23 protein-coding genes are annotated in these 20,169 nt (G+C 45.6%); 7 read left to right on the top strand and 16 right to left on the bottom strand.

All coding sequences use genetic code 11. The features are described from left to right. Nucleotide 1 precedes the first annotated feature (1 nt). Nucleotides 2–328: a P-II family nitrogen regulator gene (locus C7H79_RS01635; RefSeq protein WP_106705553.1), complete on the top strand. Its 327-nt coding sequence runs from the start codon at nt 2–4 to the stop codon at nt 326–328. Between the two features lie 5 nt (nt 329–333). Here the strand turns inward: C7H79_RS01635 and C7H79_RS01630 are convergent, their stop codons facing one another. The 14 genes from C7H79_RS01630 to rpsF all read right to left on the bottom strand — a co-directional run bounded on the left by C7H79_RS01630 (nt 334) and on the right by rpsF (nt 11,098). Further along, a complete protein-coding gene (locus C7H79_RS01630) occupies nt 334–1,206 on the bottom strand; it encodes a F0F1 ATP synthase subunit gamma (RefSeq protein WP_106705552.1) in 873 nt (290 codons plus the stop codon). 7 nt (nt 1,207–1,213) lie between these two features. Continuing rightward, on the bottom strand, nt 1,214–2,686 hold the full coding sequence (locus C7H79_RS01625) for a F0F1 ATP synthase subunit alpha (protein WP_197714571.1): 1,473 nt from the start codon (nt 2,684–2,686) through the stop codon (nt 1,214–1,216). Between the two features lie 8 nt (nt 2,687–2,694). After that, complete coding sequence (locus C7H79_RS01620) at nt 2,695–3,444, bottom strand: F0F1 ATP synthase subunit delta (RefSeq protein ID WP_106705550.1); 750 nt, start codon at nt 3,442–3,444, stop codon at nt 2,695–2,697. Between the two features lie 15 nt (nt 3,445–3,459). Continuing rightward, nucleotides 3,460–3,726 carry an ATP synthase subunit C-like protein gene (locus tag C7H79_RS01615; RefSeq protein ID WP_106705549.1) on the bottom strand — a complete coding sequence of 89 codons (267 nt, stop codon included), beginning with the start codon at nt 3,724–3,726 and terminating at the stop codon, nt 3,460–3,462. A 12-nt stretch (nt 3,727–3,738) separates the two neighbouring features. Next, on the bottom strand, nt 3,739–4,413 hold the full coding sequence (locus C7H79_RS01610; protein WP_106705548.1) for a F0F1 ATP synthase subunit A: 675 nt from the start codon (nt 4,411–4,413) through the stop codon (nt 3,739–3,741). Further along, nucleotides 4,413–4,724: an AtpZ/AtpI family protein gene (locus C7H79_RS01605; protein WP_242447083.1), complete on the bottom strand. Its 312-nt coding sequence runs from the start codon at nt 4,722–4,724 to the stop codon at nt 4,413–4,415. Before C7H79_RS01605 ends, C7H79_RS01610 begins: the two co-directional genes overlap by 1 nt. Beyond that, entirely contained in the window at nt 4,691–5,098 is a 408-nt protein-coding gene (locus C7H79_RS01600) for a F0F1 ATP synthase subunit delta/epsilon (protein ID WP_106705546.1), read from the bottom strand. Before C7H79_RS01600 ends, C7H79_RS01605 begins: the two co-directional genes overlap by 34 nt. Continuing rightward, nucleotides 5,095–6,492, bottom strand: coding sequence for a F0F1 ATP synthase subunit beta (atpD, locus tag C7H79_RS01595; protein WP_309477315.1), 1,398 nt, complete (start codon nt 6,490–6,492; stop codon nt 5,095–5,097). Before atpD ends, C7H79_RS01600 begins: the two co-directional genes overlap by 4 nt. A 122-nt stretch (nt 6,493–6,614) precedes the next feature. Continuing rightward, complete coding sequence (locus C7H79_RS01590) at nt 6,615–7,838, bottom strand: hypothetical protein (RefSeq protein WP_197714570.1); 1,224 nt, start codon at nt 7,836–7,838, stop codon at nt 6,615–6,617. A 269-nt stretch (nt 7,839–8,107) separates the two neighbouring features. After that, entirely contained in the window at nt 8,108–9,496 is a 1,389-nt protein-coding gene (gene dnaB / locus C7H79_RS01580; protein WP_106705544.1) for a replicative DNA helicase, read from the bottom strand. 111 nt (nt 9,497–9,607) lie between these two features. Beyond that, nucleotides 9,608–10,063 (bottom strand): 50S ribosomal protein L9, encoded by a 456-nt coding sequence (rplI, locus tag C7H79_RS01575; RefSeq protein ID WP_106705543.1) that lies wholly within the window; start codon nt 10,061–10,063, stop codon nt 9,608–9,610. A gap of 10 nt (nt 10,064–10,073) precedes the next feature. After that, complete coding sequence (gene rpsR / locus C7H79_RS01570) at nt 10,074–10,358, bottom strand: 30S ribosomal protein S18 (protein ID WP_106705542.1); 285 nt, start codon at nt 10,356–10,358, stop codon at nt 10,074–10,076. Between the two features lie 18 nt (nt 10,359–10,376). Next, a complete protein-coding gene (gene priB / locus C7H79_RS01565; protein WP_106705541.1) occupies nt 10,377–10,673 on the bottom strand; it encodes a primosomal replication protein N in 297 nt (98 codons plus the stop codon). A gap of 11 nt (nt 10,674–10,684) precedes the next feature. Further along, nucleotides 10,685–11,098, bottom strand: a complete 414-nt coding sequence (gene rpsF / locus C7H79_RS01560) for a 30S ribosomal protein S6 (protein WP_106705540.1) — start codon at nt 11,096–11,098, stop codon at nt 10,685–10,687. 245 nt (nt 11,099–11,343) lie between these two features. Between rpsF and C7H79_RS01555 the strand changes: the two genes are divergently transcribed. Genes C7H79_RS01555 through trpC form a run of 3 tightly spaced genes read left to right on the top strand, consistent with a single transcriptional unit; the run spans nt 11,344 to nt 13,821 of the window. Continuing rightward, on the top strand, nt 11,344–11,907 hold the full coding sequence (locus tag C7H79_RS01555) for an anthranilate synthase component II (protein ID WP_106705579.1): 564 nt from the start codon (nt 11,344–11,346) through the stop codon (nt 11,905–11,907). 24 nt (nt 11,908–11,931) lie between these two features. Beyond that, nucleotides 11,932–12,957: an anthranilate phosphoribosyltransferase gene (gene trpD / locus C7H79_RS01550; RefSeq protein WP_106705539.1), complete on the top strand. Its 1,026-nt coding sequence runs from the start codon at nt 11,932–11,934 to the stop codon at nt 12,955–12,957. A 6-nt stretch (nt 12,958–12,963) separates the two neighbouring features. Then, nucleotides 12,964–13,821: an indole-3-glycerol phosphate synthase TrpC gene (trpC, locus tag C7H79_RS01545; RefSeq protein ID WP_106705538.1), complete on the top strand. Its 858-nt coding sequence runs from the start codon at nt 12,964–12,966 to the stop codon at nt 13,819–13,821. 38 nt (nt 13,822–13,859) lie between these two features. Here the strand turns inward: trpC and C7H79_RS01540 are convergent, their stop codons facing one another. Next, a complete protein-coding gene (locus tag C7H79_RS01540; RefSeq protein WP_106705537.1) occupies nt 13,860–14,684 on the bottom strand; it encodes an HDOD domain-containing protein in 825 nt (274 codons plus the stop codon). A gap of 193 nt (nt 14,685–14,877) precedes the next feature. Between C7H79_RS01540 and C7H79_RS01535 the strand changes: the two genes are divergently transcribed. Beyond that, nucleotides 14,878–16,440 carry a galactose oxidase-like domain-containing protein gene (locus C7H79_RS01535; RefSeq protein ID WP_242447082.1) on the top strand — a complete coding sequence of 521 codons (1,563 nt, stop codon included), beginning with the start codon at nt 14,878–14,880 and terminating at the stop codon, nt 16,438–16,440. 64 nt (nt 16,441–16,504) lie between these two features. On the opposite strand, the gene C7H79_RS01530 is transcribed toward C7H79_RS01535, so the two are convergent. Next, the gene (locus C7H79_RS01530) at nt 16,505–18,202 is read right to left on the bottom strand and encodes a protein kinase domain-containing protein (RefSeq protein WP_106705535.1); all 1,698 of its coding nucleotides are present in this window, start codon (nt 18,200–18,202) and stop codon (nt 16,505–16,507) included. A 353-nt stretch (nt 18,203–18,555) separates the two neighbouring features. On the opposite strand from C7H79_RS01530, the gene C7H79_RS01525 reads away from it, so the two are divergent. Further along, nucleotides 18,556–19,047, top strand: coding sequence for a low molecular weight protein-tyrosine-phosphatase (locus tag C7H79_RS01525; RefSeq protein WP_106705534.1), 492 nt, complete (start codon nt 18,556–18,558; stop codon nt 19,045–19,047). Nucleotides 19,048–19,062: 15 nt separating this feature from the next. Then, nucleotides 19,063–20,169 (top strand): S-(hydroxymethyl)glutathione dehydrogenase/class III alcohol dehydrogenase, encoded by a 1,107-nt coding sequence (locus C7H79_RS01520; protein ID WP_106705533.1) that lies wholly within the window; start codon nt 19,063–19,065, stop codon nt 20,167–20,169.

Genomic DNA, 20,169 nt, shown 5'->3' with positions numbered 1-20,169 from the left:
AGTGAAAGAAATCCGCGCCTATATTCAGCCTTTCATGTTGTCAAAACTCACACAGATACTCCTCGAGATTCCAAATTTTCCAGGCATGAGCGTATCTGATTGTGAGGGTTTTGGACGAGAGAAATTAGTCCCTAGACAAGACTATACGCCCTATGTATCGAGAAAACGTATAGAAATTTTTGCCCCTGATGAAATGGTGGAATGCATATTTAGTGCAGTCATGACCTCGGCCAATACGCATCAACAAGGGGCCGGGAAAGTTTATATCATTGACGTCGAGAGAGGTGGAAAAATCTGTACCGGTGAGCAGGGAGAAGAGTTGGCCTAGCAAAATCAAGGCATTGGTATCACCGATTCTTTTGGTTTACCCTCATCAACCAATGCTTCTACGCTGAGCAGAATGATTTCAATCTCCTCAGTAATTTCTTCTTGACGCAGTTTGTTGTAGCTCAAGCTTAATTGCGCTTTATTTTGCTGCAAATGATGAATGGCCTTATTCATATGCTCAAGCCGCTTACGATTCTCCACCATCAAGGATGCATAAAACACTTCGTGCAGTACAGCATAAAGATATTGATCGGTTAATTGAGAAAGAAATTGATGAGGTTCCAGATTAAGTATCGGCGGATACGAAAAAGCCGAATTCTCGTCAGATACTGCTATTGGCAATATTTGCCGCAATTGGATCGCATCTGTTTCATCGTCATGATAGACAACACTGATACGCCCCAATTTAGCTAAATTCATTTGCGCTTGTAGCCGACTGAGAACCTGTGACAAATGTAACAACGTTTGCTGTATTTCCTCGGCAACGCTATGTCCCTCGATAAAAGCTGCAATGCGTGTATCAGCTTGCAATTTAACTTCAATTCCTCGTCCTACTGCCAGTAATAGAATGTCCGATTGCTGAGGATGCGCTTTAAGAAAACACAGTAAGGATTCGTTAAAATCACCGCAAAAACCACGCTCGGAACCTATTACAATCCAAAGTTGTTGCAAGTTGTCCGGGTATGATTGCTGATGAGAATAGAAACTCAGAAAATCCTGTGCGGCCGCTTCGATGCTGGCAACGGACCGGCGCTGCGTTGCTATAAATAACTCCAGCTTGTGGATTTCCAGCAAAGCCAGATTCTTCATAGCACTCATAATGCCTTCAATTTCATCCAGAGTTACCAGATGCTCTTTTATTTCACGCCGCTTACTCATTTAAAATTTATTTTAACCAGGCACGTATTAACGCTTTCCATTGATCACGACCTTGGTCAATGTTTAACCGGGTGTTTGTAACTTGTTTTTGGAGATGCATTAGATGCGCTCTGATCTGATTCACATCAAGATTATCGAATAAACCTTCGTTATAGGCCACCAGCCATGCCATCTGAAATTCAACAGATTGTGGTGAAAGTTGATCCTGTTTGAGGATTTCGCGAAGAATCTGTCCTCGCTTTATTCGCTCTTCCATACTGGCCTCCAGTTTCGAACCAAATCGGGTAAAAACTTCCAGTTCCAGAAACTGCAGATAATCGAGTTTCATGCGCCCCGCCTCTTTCTTGATTGCCGCATGCTGGGCTTTACCACCAATACGAGAAACCGAACGGGTAACATCAATTGCAGGTAAAAAACCACGCGCAAAAAGTTGACGATCAAAATAAATTTGACCATCGGTAATTGAAATTAAGTTAGTGGGAATATACGCAGCAATTTCGCCCTGTTCAGTTTCTACAATCGGCAGTGCCGTCATACTGCCGCCACCCTGTTTTGCGGATAAACGCGTTGAACGTTCTAACAAACGTGAGTGCAGATAGAAAATATCGCCGGGATATGCCTCTCGGCCCGGCGGTCTTCGCAACAATAGCGAAAGCTCACGATAACTACGTGCGTGAGTGCTCAAATCATCATAAACAACCAGCGTGTCTCGTCCTGCAGCCATCCAGGCTTCTGCCACTGTACAACCTGCAAACGGGGCCAAATATTTAAGGCCCGGCATGGCTGTCGCTTCTGCCACCACCACAACGGTATAGGCCAGTGCCCCGTAACGACGGAGCGTTTCTATCACACTAACCACGGTAGAACGCTTCTGTCCGATTAAAACATAAATGCAATAAACATTTTTTTCATGCTGATTGATGACAGTATCGATCGCTAAGGTACTCTTGCCACTTCCATTATCTCCAACAATCAGTTGTCGCTGGCCTTTACCCATCGGAATCATGGTGTCTATGATTTTATTACCGGTGTACAAGGGCTGCGCTACGAAATCGCGCGCAATAATTGGCGGAGAGCGTACATCCATAAAACGATAAGTACTAAAAGAAATAGATCCGGCACTATCAAGGGGGATACCCAATGGATCAATCACTCGTCCGAGCAAAGCATCACCCACACCAATACTGAGTCGGTTCCCTGTCAGGAAAGCCTGGGTTCCAGCAGTTAGTTGCCCCGTCTGATGCAGCAAGATTGCTCCTAGCCGATCATGAGCCAGATGAAATACCAGAGCGCTGCTGCCGTCTTCCAGTTGCACCACTTCATCCATGCAGGCCGAAGGCAATCCATTAATCCAGGCAATACCGTCACCCACAGAAATGACAGTCCCTTGCTCCGACAAACGCAAACTATATTGATAGCGCGACAACCATTCGGCTTGCCTGATTAAGAGAGAATCGGGTTGATTAGTAATGTTAGGCATTACACATATCATCCAGCATGCCGCAGCACCCCGCCAAATGACTTTAGTTCATCGCGCAAATTGGCATGCAGAATCCATGCACCAATGTCAATCTGGAACCCGGAAATCAACTCCGGGTTTGTATTAAATACAACGGGCAATGCTTTCCCCGCTACTTCGTGCAATGAACGCGTTAACTCTCCACGCTTGCTGGTATCCAGCGGAAATGTACTTTGTATTTTGATCTGCAACCCCGGTTCTTCTGCAGCTACGGCGATCTCATGTTTATCGTGTTGGCTGAGTCCCTGCAAATCTTCCATGAGCACTATGTAGAGCCTGTTTTCGAGCTCAGGAGAAGCCAATCGCGAGAGTAGCTTGCTGGTAAATGCAACACCTTGTGCAATGCCCTTTTCTTCCATCGACCTCTCAAACTCGTGACGATTTCGCTCAGCCAGAACGCGCCTACGTTCCGCTTCTTCATTTACTCTTATTTCTAGCTCGGCCAATTTACTTTCACGTATTGATGCCAATTCTGTGTTAAGTTGTGCTTGAGCAGCTTCTTTTTTTGCCTCCCATTCAGCCAGGTATTGTTCATTCTTAGATTTTAGTTCGTTTGCCTCATTTCTGATTTGTAATGCATCAGATAACGATTTATCGATATCTGCTCGACGCCTGGCAATGACCCCGAGGATCGGTTGATATAAAAACCGCTTCAAGATCCACACCAGGATCAGAAAATTAATTATTTCAAGAACAAAGGTAGTCCAATCGAGGTCCATAGGCCTTATGAGTTTTTAATGAACCAGATATTCCAGCAGTGGATTGCGAAACAGTATTACTAACACAACCACCAGCACATAAATCGCCAAGGATTCAATCATGGCCAATCCAATAAACAATATCCGCATGATGGATTTCTCAGCTTCCGGCTGCCGCGCCAGCGCATCCAGCGCCTGGCTGATTGCACGACCCATCGCCAATGCTGGAAACATCATGCCTATGGCTACCGCTAATACAGCACCTACGGTAGAAAGTACCGTGAACCAAGTCATATCACTCATATATTGCTTCCTTTAATTGATTCCTTTATTACTTTCCCGTTGCGATTGCATGGCACCCGCAACATAAAGCAACGCTAACATTCCAAATATATAGGCTTGTACTAGAGCCTCGACCACATGCAACATCAATAAGGGTACCGGAACCAACAAACCGGCTACCAGCAGAACCAGCAATGCTGCCAACTCAAGACTCATAATATTGCCAAATAAGCGGACCGCCAGTGCAATGGTTCGTGTCACTTCACTGATCAGATGGAAAGGCAATAGTAGTGGAGTTGGACTTAAATAATGTTTTAAATAGTTGCGAATGCCTCCACTGCTTATTCCAAACCAATGAACCGATAGAAATACCAGTAATGCAAGCCCGGCAGTTACAGAAAAATTACCGGTTGGGGAATGTAGCTGCGGGATCAATCCGGTAAGATTTGCAGTCACAATATATATCCATAACGTTGCAATAAAGGGCAGCACTTGTTGCGTATGGTCCGGTATAACAGTATTTATATTATCTTCTATCGCCAAGACCAGGCCCTCCAGCATGGTTTGTACCTTCCCAGGAACAAGCGCAAGGCGTCTAGTTGCAAGCCAGCAAAAAATACCTAATGTAAGCATAATCCCCCAAGTAGTGACTACAATGGAGGTGATGCCGAAAGGTCCAACATAAAATATTACAACCGGGTTATCCATTAGTGATGTTCCCGCACATATAAATAGACATTGACCATGCCTATTATAAGACCCACCACTATCAATCCAATCGTCCACTGAATCGAATAACTTTCTGATTTATCATCCAGCCAATTACCCAGATAAGCGCCAAGGATAACGGGTAAAACAAAGAGCAAAGATAATGTTCCCATGAATATTGATTGCGCCAGTAATGTTGGGCGTTCTTTCTCAGCCCTTTGCATACGCTTGATTTGTTGTTCGACAGATTTGCGCAATTGCTTGTCATCCATGATCGCTATCCCCTGATTCCACTCCGTCCCATTTGCCATAAGCGGCGAAGCATCTCCTGTTCCAATTGGCGCAAACTATCTTTGATACTTTTTAACTGCGTTTCCTCAACCAACAGTTGCTCCAGTAATCCTGCGCTGATACGTTGATAATCGGTATCAGAAAGATAACGTCGTGTACTGATGTAAAGCTGGTTATCCAGACAATAAAGAATCCCACCGGGGAATGCCAGATAGCACCAATCGCCATTTTGTAAGCGATAACGGGCTAATCCATAATTGAGCGCCGTCATCATACGCGCATGTCCGGCCAGAATGCCAAAACTACCCGAAATATCCGCCCCCACAAAACAGGTTACCTGTTCCACACGATTGTATTGCGTGGCACTTTGAAGATGCAAAGTAAATGTCTTCACCCCTCCTCCTGCATGGATCCGCGCATATAGCATTGCTCTTCTGGAACGCCATCGTAATCACCGTTTAAAAATGACTCGCAGTCAGTCAGTGTCTGATCCAATTTGACTGACACTCCTTGGATACCGCTATGCGCGTCCATTACATGAAACGGTTGTGTCAAATAGCGCTGTAACTTACGTGCACGCATAACAATCCGGCGATCATTCTCAGATAATGCTTCCAAACCCAGCATCGCAATAATATCTTCTAATTCCTGGTAACGTGCAAGATGTTCACGCACACTCTTAGCAACCTGGTAATGACGATCGCCGAGAAATGTACGATCCATCATTTTGCTCGATGATTGCAATGGATCAACTGTGGGATATATGCCTTTGGCTGCTTGGCTTCGAGATAAAATAACCGTTGTATCCAAATGAGCCAGTATCGTACTCACTGCGGGATCCGTCATATCATCCGCCGGCACATACACTGCTTCCACCGCGGTGATATTGCCTGCACGAGTTGAAATGATCCGTTCCTGCAATTCCGCCACCTCACTCATCAAGGTCGGTTGATAGCCCACCGTTGCAGGCATGCGCCCAAGTAAGCCAGAAATTTCACTACCCGCCTGGACAAAGCGAAATACATTGTCTATCAATAATAAGACTTCTTTACCTAAAGTATCGCGAAGATATTCGGCATACGTCAATGCTGACAAACCCACTCTGAACCGTACACCCGGAGATTCATCCATTTGTCCAAACAACATCAGCGTACGCGGCATCACGCCAGCATCTTGCATTTCATGCCACAACTCATGGCCTTCGCGAATGCGCTCACCGACGCCCGCAAAGACAGAAACACCTTGGTGCATGCTGACAATGGCATGCATAAATTCCATAATCAGAACGGTTTTTCCGACACCGGCACCGCCGAATAACCCAGTCTTACCACCTTTAACAAAAGGACAAAGCAAATCAATCACCTTGATACCTGACTCCAGGAGACCCTCAGAAGGCGCCGTATCAGTCAGTAAAGCGGGAGGTACAATGATATCGCGCATTTCCGATGTCTGCAGTGGCGATTCACCATCAAGCGGCGCCCCAAACATATCCAGCACACGGTTCAGACAATCAGGTGTGACCGGGATACGCAAAGGCCCGCCACTGTCAAACACTGTCAAACCGCGACGAAGCCCCGCTGTTGAATGCAAGGCGATTGCCCGAACATGGCGTGCATCAAGATGACGATGGACTTCGAAAACATAATTTTGATGCTCAACAATACAGAATAAAGCTTGATGCAGTGGTGGCAAAAATTCACAGACCACATCAACAACGGGTCCATGAATTTCCTCGATAACACCTATTGGATCATTAGAAGATTCTATACCCTGCATCATTTGATTCATGAAATCGAACTCCTTGCCTTGCAAATATCGGTATCTTAATTCTTACGCAAGATATGCTCTGAATTAATTACTTTAAATTCTAATAACGTATCGACTTTCAGGCATTGGTTTCAAAATTTTAACTATTTGGCAATCGTAATACTGGGCACACCAATGCGAGGCAGATCAGTGACAGTCATTTGAAACAACAAGAACAATAGCTGAAATCCATCCCGATTCCAGCGCGCATGCGGTCCGATAGTATTGACCGCATAGTACCGCTCCTTCCAGCGGATAGAAAAATCGACATCCGGAGATGGCAGACTAGAAACTACAAATTCCATGGTTTGATCAGGATTCTCGTTATTGAGGATAGGCGGTGTTCTTGCATCTTTCTCGACATGATATCCCTTCTCGTAACCGAGTGATTTGCCGAGAAAGCCAAGGATCGAATGAAAGCTTCTCAGCCGGAAAACACCGCTCATTGGCCACTCGCCGCCATAATGACCGGCACGGATATCAAACGCAATATCGCTGACGTCCCAGTCTCTAGCGCGCTCATTCAGCTCTTCGCGCTCTGCTTCAGGAAGCGTATCGGGATCATAGTTGGTGATCATAACTGGTCCAGGAATTTGTTTGCGCAAAGTATAGCTATCATCCTCAGCATGATAGTGCACGATAAATTCTTTTTGCAGCGACTGAAAGCTATCAGGCGCAATTGAGTTGGACGGAATTTTCCAGGCATGTTTCAGCAATAACGGCTCGACATACAACTGATTATGATCTTGAATCGCGGAAAAATGCAGCACCACGCGACGGAACATTTCATAACCGTTTTTATCCGAAGGATCGTTGCGATGAACACCATATTGCTCAGGATGTATCATGCGCACTTCCTGCGCCATCATTCGCAACAGCATGTCAACATCAAAATGCTGACGCAGCAGCAACGTCAATTTGCTTTGCGGAAACGGTGTCAGCAAGCGTTTGGTGAACTCTTCTCCTTCGATCGGGACAATGCTAATCGTAGGACTCTCAGCCAGACTACCACCAAAAACTGGCATCAGCGTTGCACCTGCAAGGCCCCCTAACGCAGGCGCAGCACCTGCATTGGCAACAAAAGTGTAGGTGGCCGCAATATTGGACACACCCGTAAAATGTACCGGTTGCCGGTAATGTGCCCGTACGATATTAACCAATAGCTGCTGCGATACGGAATCGGTAATCGCTTCATCATAAGCAATTACAGCGCGATTCAACGCCATCGGCGAGATACAACCGGACAGAGAGATCAGCACGGACAGAAACAACAATCGTTGCGAAAATAACCACTGATAACTTGACTGCCTCGTTTTATACCTCACCATCTCTCTATCCTGAATAACGCCTCTTCGATATAAAGCACATAGATCCATTGTCAGCGAACAGCACGCTGAATCATAACACTCACCCCAATGCTTTTGCTTTTTAAACTGATAAATCCAAGTACAATATCAGCAATTATCACTGCAAGGCTTTGGATACGAATCGCAGAATTAGAGTTAATTGAAACCCATCAGGGCAGCAAGATACTTCGTAGTACTCTGGAAGTTAAATGTGAAAAAATCAAGAAGAACGTTATCGCGAAAAGATTCAATTAATAATATTCCGGCCTGGCATGGCTCTCGAAACGTGTATATTCGCCCAGGAAAGTTAAATCGACTTTTCCGATCGGACCGTTACGTTGCTTGCCGATAATAATTTCAGCAATCCCTTTGTCGGGTGAATCCGGGTTATACACTTCATCACGGTAAATAAACAAAATCACATCGGCGTCTTGTTCAATCGCGCCAGATTCGCGCAAATCCGACATAACTGGACGCTTGTTGGGTCGCTGCTCAAGACTGCGATTGAGCTGTGATAATGCAATTACCGGTACTTTCAATTCTTTCGCCAATCCTTTTAACGCACGTGATATTTCCGAAATTTCTGTGGCGCGATTCTCCCCTTGGCTACTTGAAGACATAAGCTGTAAATAATCAACCACAATCAAACCCAATTCACCGTACTGGCGATATAGCCGCCTTGAGCGCGCTCTGAGTTCGAGTGCATTTAACGCGGCTGTCTCATCAATAAAAATGGGTGCCTCATTCAGTTTGCCTAAGGCGTGCGTCAGTTTAGGCCAATCTTCATCTTCCAAACGACCGGTACGTACCTTATGTTGATCCAGTTTCCCTACTGACCCCAGCATCCGCATGGCTAACTGTGCCCCTCCCATTTCCATACTGAACACCGCAACGGGTTTGTTGAGCTCTAGGGCCACATGCTCTGCAATATTCAATGAAAAAGCGGTTTTCCCCATAGATGGTCGACCCGCAACTATAATCAGATCACCTGGCTGGAATCCGGATGTCTTTTGATCAAGATCATGAAAACCCGATGCAATTCCAGTTACGTTGCTCGGATTATCCTGGCTATATAGTAATTCTATCCGTTCGACCACTTGCCGCAAAAGTGGTTGAATGCCCATGAAACCTTCTTTACCGCGAGCACCTTCTTCAGCAATCTCGAATACTTTCGCTTCCGCTTCATCCAGCAAATCTGCAGCAGAGCGCCCCACCGGGTTATAAGCTGAGTCGGTGATGTGCACACCCACTTGCGCTAAATTACGCATGATTGAACGTTCGCGGACAATTTCCGCATAACGCTTAATATTTGCCGCCGAAGGCGTGTTCTGCACGATGGCGCCAATATACGCAAGTCCACCGATTGTCTGTAGCTCTGCTGATGTTTCAAGCGATTCCGCCACGGTAATGACATCTGCTGGCCTGTTCTGTTCAATCAGCTTACAGATATGGTGATAAATCAGTTGGTGATCCTGCCGGTAAAAGTCGCTATCCATAATGATATCTGCGACTTTCTCCCACGCATTATTATCCAGCATGAGTCCACCTAGGACAGATTGCTCACTCTCAATCGAATGGGGAGGTGTTTTATAGGGATCTACAAGCTGATCCTGATGGAGGCTGATCGGTGATTGCGCCATTGATATCGAAAACTCAGTTGAAGAATGTTAGATTCTACCACTTGCCGAATCACAAATGAAAAAAGGACTACGAATAGTCCTTCTTATAAACAAATCAAGATAATTGCTCTATCAGAGCACTGAATCACCCAGTACCGAAACAGTAACGCTCGCTGTCACATCGCTATGTAACGAGATCGTCAGTGGATAATCTCCCACTTGTTTTAATTGACCATGAGGCATATGAATCATTGCGCGTTCAACCGCAAAACCCAGTCCAGCAAGCGCTTCAGCAATATTTGCATTGGTTACGGAGCCAAACAATTTTCCATCACTTCCGGCCTTCTGAGTAATCTGAACCAACAAGCCCTCAAGTTTTGCCGCAATAGCCTGAGCTGCCGTTAAAGTTGCTGCTTGTTTCTTCTCCAGTTCTGCCCGTTTGGATTGGAATTCTGCAATAGCCTGCTCGGTTGCACGCTTTGCCTTACCCTGCGGGATCAGATAATTACGTGCAAAACCGCTTTTAACGTTAACAACGTCACCTAATTGGCCCAGATTGCTAACTTTTTCCATCAAAATGATCTGCATTACATTCTCCCTAGTGACGATCCGTGTAAGGTATCAATGCCAGAAAACGAGCCCTTTCTATCGCTGTACCTAACTGACGTTGATAAAAAGCAGTCGTACCGGTAATTCGTGCCGGAATTATCTTGCCGTTTTCATTAACGAAATCTTTTAAAATTTCAATATCCTTATAATCCACCTGTTTGATGCCTTCCGCGGTAAAGCGACAAAACTTTTTGCGCTTGAATAAAGGGCGATTGGCTTTTTTGTCTCTTTCTTTTTCCTTATTGTCTTTACGTCTAGTAGTAAAACGTGCCATATATATTCCTATTTATAATTAAATGAGTTCAATTTGATCTGAGTGCAACACCAATTGTTGATTCATATGGTTCTTACGATTGAGAAATCCGGTGAGCTTAACCCTGCTGTTAAGCTTGAATTCGGCAACGGTCAAAGCCAGCTTTCCCATTGCAACCACAATAATATCAAAGACTATTTTCCTCACAACGCCCGCTTCTTGTTGTTGAGATCCGTGACTTACAGTAAATTCAATCACAGCGATGCCAGCAGGCGTGTAACGTAAAATGCCTAATTTAACAATTTCCCCACAAATAATTGTCTGGTTACATTCCAATTGTAATCAGACTATGCAGTAGCAGCGGGTTCTTCTGCAACCTCATCAGAATCTATTTCATCCACGGTCTCCTCTGGACTTGGCGAACTCGCGGAGCCGGCTCTCTCTACCTGACGCATCATAGGTGACGATTCAGTGATAGGCCCCTTAGTTTTGATGGTTAAATGCCGTAGAATCGCATCACTGAATTTGAAAGCATGATCCAGATCATCCAAAATCTCCTGATCACACTCAATATTCATCAATACATAATGTGCCTTATGAACTTTCTGAATCAGATAAGCAAGCTGGCGACGCCCCCAATCCTCCACACGATGAACTTTTCCATTCTTAGAAGTTACAATACCGCGATAACGTTCGATCATTGCTGGCACTTGTTCACTTTGATCAGGATGAACAATAAAGACTATTTCGTAATGTCGCATACATTCCTTACGGGTTAAGCCTCCCATCAATTACGATGGTGAGACAAGGGGTTTAAAAACATGCTATTTTACTGAATTAATATAGCAATATCAAATAGTGTTCAAATAACTGTGATAATGTTATTTGCATATCAACTTGAACTGGTAAAATTTGTCCGCCGGATTCTAGAATATTGTTCTTGTCATTAGGTATTGTTTTTTTCAAAAAACCTCAAAAAAACCATTACAAACAAAGCGCACAAATCATGTTGCTAATGATTGATAACTACGACTCCTTTACTTATAACTTAGTGCAGTATTTTTGTGAATTGGGAGAGAAGGTTGTTGTATACCGTAACGATGAAATTACTGTAGATAAAATCTCGGAATTAAACCCCGAGCGAATCGTGATTTCCCCAGGCCCATGCACTCCGAATGAAGCAGGCGTATCGCTGTCCGTCATTCACCAGTTCAGCCAGAACATTCCTGTTCTAGGCGTTTGTTTGGGACACCAGAGCATCGGACAAGCATTCGGTGGTCGGATTGTTCATGCAAAACAACTGATGCATGGCAAGACATCACCTATTTATCATCATAATACCGGTGTTTTTAGAGACTTACCCAATCCCTTTATTGCCACTCGCTACCACTCTCTTGTCGTTGAACGCTCAACACTGCCCGATTGTCTGGAAATAACGGCATGGACTGAAGACGATGAAATAATGGGTATTCGTCATAAAACCCTCGCCATCGAAGGCATCCAATTTCATCCTGAATCCATTCTGAGTGAACATGGACATCAAATGCTCGAGAATTTCCTTAATCGCTAGATCGGATTGAACAAAGGCAACCACATGAATCCTCAAGAAGCACTACAACGGATCGTCGCGCATCAAGAGATATCGCATGACGACATGATCGTGCTGATGCGGCAGATCATGCAAGGTGAAATTTCACCTATACTCATCGCGGCAATCATCACCGGTCTTCGGGTAAAAAAAGAAACCATCGGAGAAATAGCTGCTGCAGCACAAGTCATGCGTGAATTTGCGACCAAAGTCGATGTTGCCAATGACGCCCATTTAGTAGATACCTGTGGTACGGGCGGAGATTCTTTGCATACTTTCAATATCTCAACGGCATCGGCTTTTGTGGCTGCAGCTGCAGGTGCGCGGGTCGCCAAACATGGAGGCAGATCGGTTTCAAGCAAATCCGGCAGCGCCGATGTGTTGGAAGCACTTGGCGTTAATCTCAACCAAACACCGCAGCTAGTTGCTCAAAGTCTGGACGAAATTGGCGTTGGTTTTATGTTTGCCCCCAACTACCACTCCGCCATGAAGCATGCTGCTCCGGTACGACGAGAGCTAGGCATCAAAACTTTATTCAATATACTGGGGCCGTTAACGAATCCTGCCAGTGCCAGAAGACAAGTATTGGGTGTTTTCAGTGAAAATCTCGTTAAAATTTTGGCGCATGTCCTGCAACGGCTGGGCAGTCAGCACGTACTCATCGTTCATGGTAAGGACGGGCTGGACGAAATCACGATCACAGGTGAAACGATTATCGGTGAATTAAAAAATGACCAGGTAACCGTTTATAGCATCAAACCAGAAGATTTTAATCTTACACCCTGTTCTATTGAAGCTATTCAGGTTACTGATAGCGAGGATGCAAAAATGATGTTGCTCTCAGTGCTGAAAAACACCCCCGGGCCTGCACGGGATATTGTTGTAATGAACGCCGGCGCTGCGATATATGCTGCTGGAGTCACTGACACACTGGAATTGGGAATCAGGGCTGCACTGAGAGCGATCGAAAGTGGTGGCGCATTGAAAAAACTTCATGATCTGGTGGAATTAACTCATAGAAATCCGAATTAAAAAAACATGCCTGACATTCTAAACAAAATACTCACTGTAAAAAAACAAGAAATAGAGGCTGCTAAGGCATTAAAACCTTATTCCATATTACTTCAGGAAGCACAATCCGCAGCATCGCCGCGAGATTTTGTCGCCGCTATTCAAAATAAAATCGCTGCAGGAAGATCGGCAGTCATTGCTGAAATCAAACAGGCCAGTCCCAGCAAAGGTATTTTACGTGGACGTACCCCAAAAAACGCTCAATCTTTCGAGTTTCTGCCTGCCGAAATAGCAACAACCTATGCCCAGCACGGCGCAGCTTGTCTTTCCGTATTAACCGATCAACAGTTTTTTATGGGTAGCCCCCAATATTTACAAGCTGCACGGAGCGCCTGCTCACTTCCAGTCTTGCGTAAAGATTTCATTCTGGAGGATTATCAAATTGCTGAAGCACGCGCGATGAATGCAGACTGCATTTTATTGATAGTTAGCGCCTTCTTAATAGAAAGCGGCAATCATTCAGAGGACTCAGACTATCATCCCCTAGCACGCATGCTAAAGCTTGAACAACTGGCCCACTCGCTGGGAATGGCCGTTCTGGTAGAAACCCATGATGCTGCTGAGCTGGCCATGGCTTTACAGCTAGCAACACCATTAATTGGAATCAATAACCGTAACCTGCGTACTTTTGAAACATCGCTCGATACAACCTTAAAACTACTGAACTCAATCCCACCCGAGAAAATTGTCGTTACCGAAAGTGGGATTCATACACCTGCAGATGTCGCCCGCATGCGCACTCATCAAGTTCACGCATTTCTTGTCGGAGAAGCTTTTATGCGCGCGGAAGATCCAGGCATTGAACTAGCACGTTTGTTTTCGTAATGATTGCTTGTGACTGTTCAGGCAAGACTGATTTTCTCTTACTGCTTGTTAGCACCGACAATAGTCATGACGTCACACGCTTGCAGGTGTAAGAGTTTCGAAATATCTTCATAATCGTCAGGTAATGCGGCGTCGTCCCAGCCATTCGCTGAATGTCTGGCTAAATTTACTGCCAGTATGACATTGCGAACACGCTGCAATTTTGCATGCTCATCATCCGTCAGAGTTGTGAGTAACTCAGGCAATTTCCATTTGACAGCAAGCTCATGTTGTAATTGATTAAGGGTGAACCCCAAAATCTTTTCTTGCGCTGCTGCACTCCTTAATGCTTTGTTCTGTTTTTGCAATTGCTTAATCATCAGCATTTCATCGGGTGCAAAACACCACATCAACATTTCTGCTATATCGTGTAACTGGGCGGCAAGACGAATGTCAGAAAAATGCAAATCATGCAAACGAATTGCCCAGTCATAGGCATATGATGCAGCAATATTGGAGCGATGAGCAGCTTTTAACAAATGGATGAGCGCGCTCATATTATTGCGCCCAAGAGTTTCTTCGACCAAAGGTTTAGCAGGAATTTTATTAAGCATCGTTTCCAATCCAAGCATCATTGCAATTTGCTCAACTTCCATCACATCGTGTTCCTGGCAACGGTGTTTGTGATCTTGCATATAACGCATGAGCTTTACCGTCATCAGGGGATCGTTTTTCACAACATTTGCATAACTTCGTGCATTCAAGTTCTGCTCATCTTGCGCAAGCATTTCAAGATTCCGTGCAGTTTGTTTGAGAACAGGAATATCTGCCCTTGTGAGGAAATTGACCCAATCTGATAGTTTTCTTGAGACTGGTTGAGGCATCTTAGAACTCCTGAAAAATATTTACGTGAGATTCCTTACGACATTTCCTTATAAACCTTGAGGAAACAATAGGCTACGCATAAAGAATTCAGGCAATTGTTTGTTATTTGAACATGGAATTCTCTTTACTATTTTTTATAGAAATATAACAATCCATTATCAAGATTCTCATACTTTTAATATCGGGAGATATATGATGTTTAAGCGCCCTGAAATTTGGCATCTAAAGTATCTTTTCCCGGCTGTCCTGGTCTTGTTTCTTTCCTTCACAATTGCCGCTGTCGCAGTAGCCGCAGGGTCACAGGCACATCTGAAAGGCAGATTCGGCCTGCTGCACGACTGGCCCGTTGTACCGATCGCAATGATGCTGATGCCGGATGGGCGAGTAGTTGCTTACGGAACCGATACTGTGGGCACGCAGATTGGCAATTTGCTCTATGTTACCTGGGATCCGACGCTCGGCATTGGATCCAATGCGTTCGAGACATTGCCCAACACAACCCTTACCGACATTTACTGCGCTGGTCAGGCGCATCTTCCAGATGGCCGCGGTCTTTTCTTCGGTGGTGATGCTTTTTTGAACACTAAGAGACAGTATGCTCACGATAACGTGAATATTTTTGATTCGTCTACTGACACCCTGACACACCTTCCCCAGAATATGACGTTTAAGCGTTGGTATGCGACCGCAGTAACGTTGCCTAATGGTCAGCATGCCGTGATGGGTGGGCGTAACAGCAGGGATTTTCCAGGAACACGAACGATACCCGCTACTGTAGCAACCTACTCACCGACACCGGAAGTGCGTGCGAAAAATGGCCGCTGGCGTACACTTAGCTCCGCAACCAGTGACGCTGCTTACGGAGCGCTGGGTAGCACTGGAGAAGAAGCCTGGTTTTATCCCCGGGCTTGGGTAAACCCACAAGGCAAGTTGTTTATTCTCGGACACAACGGCGCAATGTACCAGCTCAATACATCAGGCACCGGCACACTCTCAAAGTATCTATCGACTATAGCGCCGGGCCTTAACAGCTTGCCAAGCATAATGTATGCTCCTGGTCGCATACTATCCATTCGCGACAACCGCACGGCGTTTGTTGTCAACATCAATGGTAATGGCGAGCCTGTCGTGACTTCGGGCGGCACTCTGGCAAAAAATCGTCAATACAGCAATGCAACAGTACTCGCTAATGGTTTTGTCTGGGTCAATGGCGGATCATCAACCGGGAATGATTTGGTTGGTGCAGCTTTAGACTCTGAGCTTTGGAATCCCAATACAAGAGTTTGGAAATCGACAGCCAGAGCAGCCACTCCTCGCCTGTATCACTCAACCTCACTGCTTCTTCCCGATGGAAGCGTGATTACTGGAGGCGGCGGCACACCCGGCCCTCTGACTCAACTTAATGGTGAAATTTATTATCCGCCTTACTTATTTAAAAAAGATGGCAGCGGCCAATTTTCTCCCCGACCGGTTATCGTGGATGCTCCAACAACCATGATTAGCTGGAATCAGCAATTTTCTATCGAAGCAACCGAAAGCATTTTCAGAGTCACATTGGTGCGCATTGGTGCAACCACACACGCATTCAATAATGAGACACGTTTTTTTAACCTATCGACTCCGCAAAAAGGTAACAATATCGTCACAGTAAAGACTCCGGTCTCAGCCAGAGTAGCCCCTCCAGGTTTCTATATGCTTTTCGTATGGAATATTGACGGAACACCATCGGTGGCCAAGATTGTGCAAATTGGTTAATCTGCCGCCTCGAAGATATCTAACTCAATTTTCTGTGCAGCGGGTATTCACCGAAAGGAGATGTTCATTGAGCACTCGCCAATTCAGCTCGAATTTTCTGTAAATTAGGGTCATCCGGCAAGACAGACTCCGCTCTTTGCAAATAAAGCTTAACCGCATCGAATTTACCTTCAGCCTTCGATTTCTCAATAAATTGAATATACCGTCCCACAATTCTCTGCAATCCTGCAAGCGCTTCTGCATTATCAGGCTCTATCGCCAGCACCATCTGATAGTACTTGTAAGCGTTGTCTCTTGAAGGTGTGGTTAAGCGCTCTGCTATCATGGATTTTTCAGCGGCAGTCAAATGTTTCTTTATTAAGCCTGAATCAATTGGTTTTACCGATGAACTCTGCTGCGTGGATTGAGACGGCGACACATCAGCCATCGCTAATGGCTGAACATTGTCTGATACCGGTTCGGCGATCTCTCTAGTGTTACGTTCCGGCTCAACAATCGATAGATTCTCTGGGAGAGACATACTTTCTGTTGATTGATTCTCAGCCTCGCTCAACACTTCTTGCATTGTTTCGGATATTTTCTCGGAAACAGATTCTGGACTTGCTTCAGTTGCAACCGAAGTAACGGATGAGTCATCTTTTGTCTCTGGTGTATCGATGGCTTTACCGGGATTACGTTGAAATAAAGGCTCAGTGGCAACAGTGCCTGAACCGTCATTCGGATTCTCGTCGAACCACAAACCAACTGTCACCAGGACAACGATACCGACCATGACACCCATCAATAACCTGTTATTGGCAACCGGCCGGCCATGGGCAACTGAATCAGCAACCGCCTGTTTTTCGGATGAAGTTTTAGATTCACTGGTATGCTCTGATTTCAGCAATGTCAGAATCTCTCCAGCCGATTGCGGCCTGTCCTGATATTCAGGTTGCAACATCCACTGAACCGCTTGCAATAATTCAGCACTGTAGGCAGTATCCGCAGATCTGGAAAGAGCATTCATGGGATCGGGTTCTCCCTGGCTTAAGGTTGCTCTCCTAATCTGGGCGGCAACAGGAGAGTGGTGTGTCATACAGGCATAGAGGACTGCACCCAATGCATAGAAATCCGTTGCGGGCCCAGGTTTATTGCCGGACTCATATTGCTCCGCTGGCGCATAGCCGGTGGCTAACTCCTCGGCAAATCGCGGGGTGCGCGCAGCAATCGCCAATCGTGCAGCAGCGAAATTGATCAGCAATGGCTCACCATCCTTACCGATAAGAATCACCGCCGGTTGAATACCCCCATGCACGATCTTGTGTTCGTGTATTTTCTGCAAGGCATTCAAGACCGATGTCAGTATGAATTTTAATTCTGTTTCAGCAAGGGATGCTTTCGCTTCTAATAACTTGGAAAGTGGCATGCCTTCCTGCGCACCCATAATCAGATAAGCCGTTCCATTTAATGAAAGGATATTTTCTGTTACCGCAATATTAGGATGCTCGATCTGTGTGAGAACCTCCGCCTGATCCAGGAATGCCTTTAATCCATAGTCATAATTCTCTTTATCAGCCAATGACCTGGGTTCAACGCCAAGACCATCCATTGAGCGTATGGCAAAATCGTGAGGAAAATACTCGCGTATTTTTACCCGTTCCTTAAGATGATGATTCAAGGCGCGATAAGTAATATCAAATGAACCAACTTTTGCAACGCCTTTAATTTCATAGACGCCGATATGAGTGCCTTCAGGTAGAATTTGATCGTGTATATGTGTCATGATAGATAATATCCCAGTTACTAATATCAATTAGGTGTCTAATTTTTATTATATGCACCTTAAAGCTGCAATGTTAACAATAAATGCTTCCGATGAAGCATCGTTTATGTCTAATAACAAGAATTCAGAACGGAAGTCATATATTGATCCTGCATAGGCATTATGACACTATTGGAATAGAACCATTCTAAAGTTTTCAAAAAGATGGCTTGCCAGGTTTGATGTCATATCAGTAAACTTTAGGTTGAATCAAAAACGCTTGAGAGGCGCTAAAACCAGCTTGGTGAATTGCTAATAATTATGGCGACTCATCGAATATTATTAATATCTGCTAGCCTAGAGTCACAATAATCATGGTCCAGAATAAAAAAATAAAAGTACTATTTGTCTGCATGGGAAATATTTGCCGATCTCCAACTGCGGATGCCGTGTTCCGGCATATTGTCAAAGCGGCCGGAGCGGATCACATGATAGAAGTTGATTCCGCAGGCACGCATGCTTACCATATCGGCAACCCGCCGGATCAGCGCGCGCAGCATACGGCCTTACAGCGCGGGTACAAAATGCACGAATTACGCGCCCGTGCAGTGCAATCGAGTGATTTCGAGGAATTTGACTATATTCTTGCAATGGACAACGAAAACCTAACCTTATTGCAGCAACAAAGCCCTCAGCATCATATCAACAAGATTCAATTATTCATGCAGTATAGCGAAAATGCCTCTACACTTATTGAAGTGCCTGATCCCTACTTCGGTGGACAGCAAGGATTTGAACAAGTACTGGATATGGTCGAAGAAGCCAGCCGTGGCCTGCTGGCTCATCTACGCAATCACAGAATATAACCAGGAGAAATTTCAATGAAAACAAGAGCTGCAGTTGCCTGGAAAGCCGGCGAGCCGTTAACGGTCGAAGAAGTCGATCTGGAAGGCCCGAAGTCCGGAGAAGTACTGGTTGAAATCAAAGCCACCGGCATTTGCCATACCGATTATTACACGCTATCCGGCGCTGATCCCGAAGGGCTTTTCCCGACCATTCTGGGTCATGAAGGTGCCGGCATAGTGGTGGATGTTGGCCCCAACGTAAAATCGTTGCGTAAAGGTGATCATGTCATTCCGCTCTACACGCCGGAATGCCGCGAATGTAAATTCTGTCTATCCCAAAAAACCAATTTGTGTCAGGCCATCCGTAGTACGCAAGGGCGCGGCCTGATGCCGGATAGCACGTCGCGTTTCTCAATCGATGGGAAGCCGCTGTTTCATTACATGGGCACCTCGACATTTTCCAATTACACCGTCGCACCCGAAATCGCACTGGCGAAAATTCGTGAAGATGCACCTTTTGACAAGGTTTGCTATATCGGCTGTGGCGTCACCACCGGCCTTGGCGCGGTAATCTATACCGCCAAGGTTGAAGCCGGTGCGAACGTGGCGGTGTTCGGTCTGGGCGGGATCGGCTTAAACGTAATTCAAGGCGCACGCATGGTCGGTGCCGACAAAATCATCGGCATCGATATCAATCCTGAACGTGAAGCGATGGCGCGCATATTCGGCATGACACATTTCATCAACCCTAATGACGTACCGAATATCGTCGATGCTGTGGTGCAATTGACCGATGGCGGCGCGGATTACAGTTTTGAGTGCATCGGCAACACCAAAGTCATGCGCCAGGCACTGGAATGCACCCACAAAGGTTGGGGACGCAGCATTATCATTGGCGTCGCTGAAGCCGGTGCCGAAATCAGTACGCGCCCTTTCCAGCTGGTTACTGGCCGCAAGTGGGAAGGCTCCGCTTTCGGCGGCGCACGGGGACGCACCGATGTGCCTAAAATTGTCGATTGGTATATGGAAGGAAAAATCGACATCGACTCACTTATCACCCATACCCTGCCGCTGGATAAAATCAATGACGGCTTTCAGTTGATGAAAAGCGGCGAATCCATTCGCTCCGTAGTGATTTACTGA

The sequence above is a fragment of the Nitrosomonas supralitoralis genome (genome assembly GCF_003011925.2).
Taxonomy (GTDB): Bacteria; Pseudomonadota; Gammaproteobacteria; order Burkholderiales; family Nitrosomonadaceae; genus Nitrosomonas; species Nitrosomonas supralitoralis.
This window is presented reverse-complemented; position numbering and strand designations above follow the sequence as displayed.

What these genes read in the sequence shown, in the direction of transcription:
- C7H79_RS01615 (WP_106705549.1), bottom strand. Translation starts at nt 3,726, where the DNA reads ATGAGTGATATGACTTGGTTCACGGTACTTTCTACCGTAGGTGCTGTA.
- trpC (WP_106705538.1), top strand. Translation starts at nt 12,964, where the DNA reads ATGCCTGACATTCTAAACAAAATACTCACTGTAAAAAAACAAGAAATA.
- dnaB (WP_106705544.1), bottom strand. Translation starts at nt 9,496, where the DNA reads ATGGCGCAATCACCGATCAGCCTCCATCAGGATCAGCTTGTAGATCCC.
- C7H79_RS01630 (WP_106705552.1), bottom strand. Translation starts at nt 1,206, where the DNA reads ATGAGTAAGCGGCGTGAAATAAAAGAGCATCTGGTAACTCTGGATGAA.
- trpD (WP_106705539.1), top strand. Translation starts at nt 11,932, where the DNA reads ATGAATCCTCAAGAAGCACTACAACGGATCGTCGCGCATCAAGAGATA.
- C7H79_RS01535 (WP_242447082.1), top strand. Translation starts at nt 14,878, where the DNA reads ATGATGTTTAAGCGCCCTGAAATTTGGCATCTAAAGTATCTTTTCCCG.
- C7H79_RS01625 (WP_197714571.1), bottom strand. Translation starts at nt 2,686, where the DNA reads ATGCCTAACATTACTAATCAACCCGATTCTCTCTTAATCAGGCAAGCC.
- C7H79_RS01605 (WP_242447083.1), bottom strand. Translation starts at nt 4,724, where the DNA reads ATGGCAAATGGGACGGAGTGGAATCAGGGGATAGCGATCATGGATGAC.
- C7H79_RS01555 (WP_106705579.1), top strand. Translation starts at nt 11,344, where the DNA reads ATGTTGCTAATGATTGATAACTACGACTCCTTTACTTATAACTTAGTG.
- C7H79_RS01540 (WP_106705537.1), bottom strand. Translation starts at nt 14,684, where the DNA reads ATGCCTCAACCAGTCTCAAGAAAACTATCAGATTGGGTCAATTTCCTC.
- C7H79_RS01530 (WP_106705535.1), bottom strand. Translation starts at nt 18,202, where the DNA reads ATGACACATATACACGATCAAATTCTACCTGAAGGCACTCATATCGGC.
- C7H79_RS01620 (WP_106705550.1), bottom strand. Translation starts at nt 3,444, where the DNA reads ATGGACCTCGATTGGACTACCTTTGTTCTTGAAATAATTAATTTTCTG.
- rpsR (WP_106705542.1), bottom strand. Translation starts at nt 10,358, where the DNA reads ATGGCACGTTTTACTACTAGACGTAAAGACAATAAGGAAAAAGAAAGA.
- C7H79_RS01520 (WP_106705533.1), top strand. Translation starts at nt 19,063, where the DNA reads ATGAAAACAAGAGCTGCAGTTGCCTGGAAAGCCGGCGAGCCGTTAACG.
- atpD (WP_309477315.1), bottom strand. Translation starts at nt 6,492, where the DNA reads ATGAATCAAATGATGCAGGGTATAGAATCTTCTAATGATCCAATAGGT.
- C7H79_RS01610 (WP_106705548.1), bottom strand. Translation starts at nt 4,413, where the DNA reads ATGGATAACCCGGTTGTAATATTTTATGTTGGACCTTTCGGCATCACC.
- rpsF (WP_106705540.1), bottom strand. Translation starts at nt 11,098, where the DNA reads ATGCGACATTACGAAATAGTCTTTATTGTTCATCCTGATCAAAGTGAA.
- C7H79_RS01525 (WP_106705534.1), top strand. Translation starts at nt 18,556, where the DNA reads ATGGTCCAGAATAAAAAAATAAAAGTACTATTTGTCTGCATGGGAAAT.
- rplI (WP_106705543.1), bottom strand. Translation starts at nt 10,063, where the DNA reads ATGCAGATCATTTTGATGGAAAAAGTTAGCAATCTGGGCCAATTAGGT.
- C7H79_RS01590 (WP_197714570.1), bottom strand. Translation starts at nt 7,838, where the DNA reads ATGGTGAGGTATAAAACGAGGCAGTCAAGTTATCAGTGGTTATTTTCG.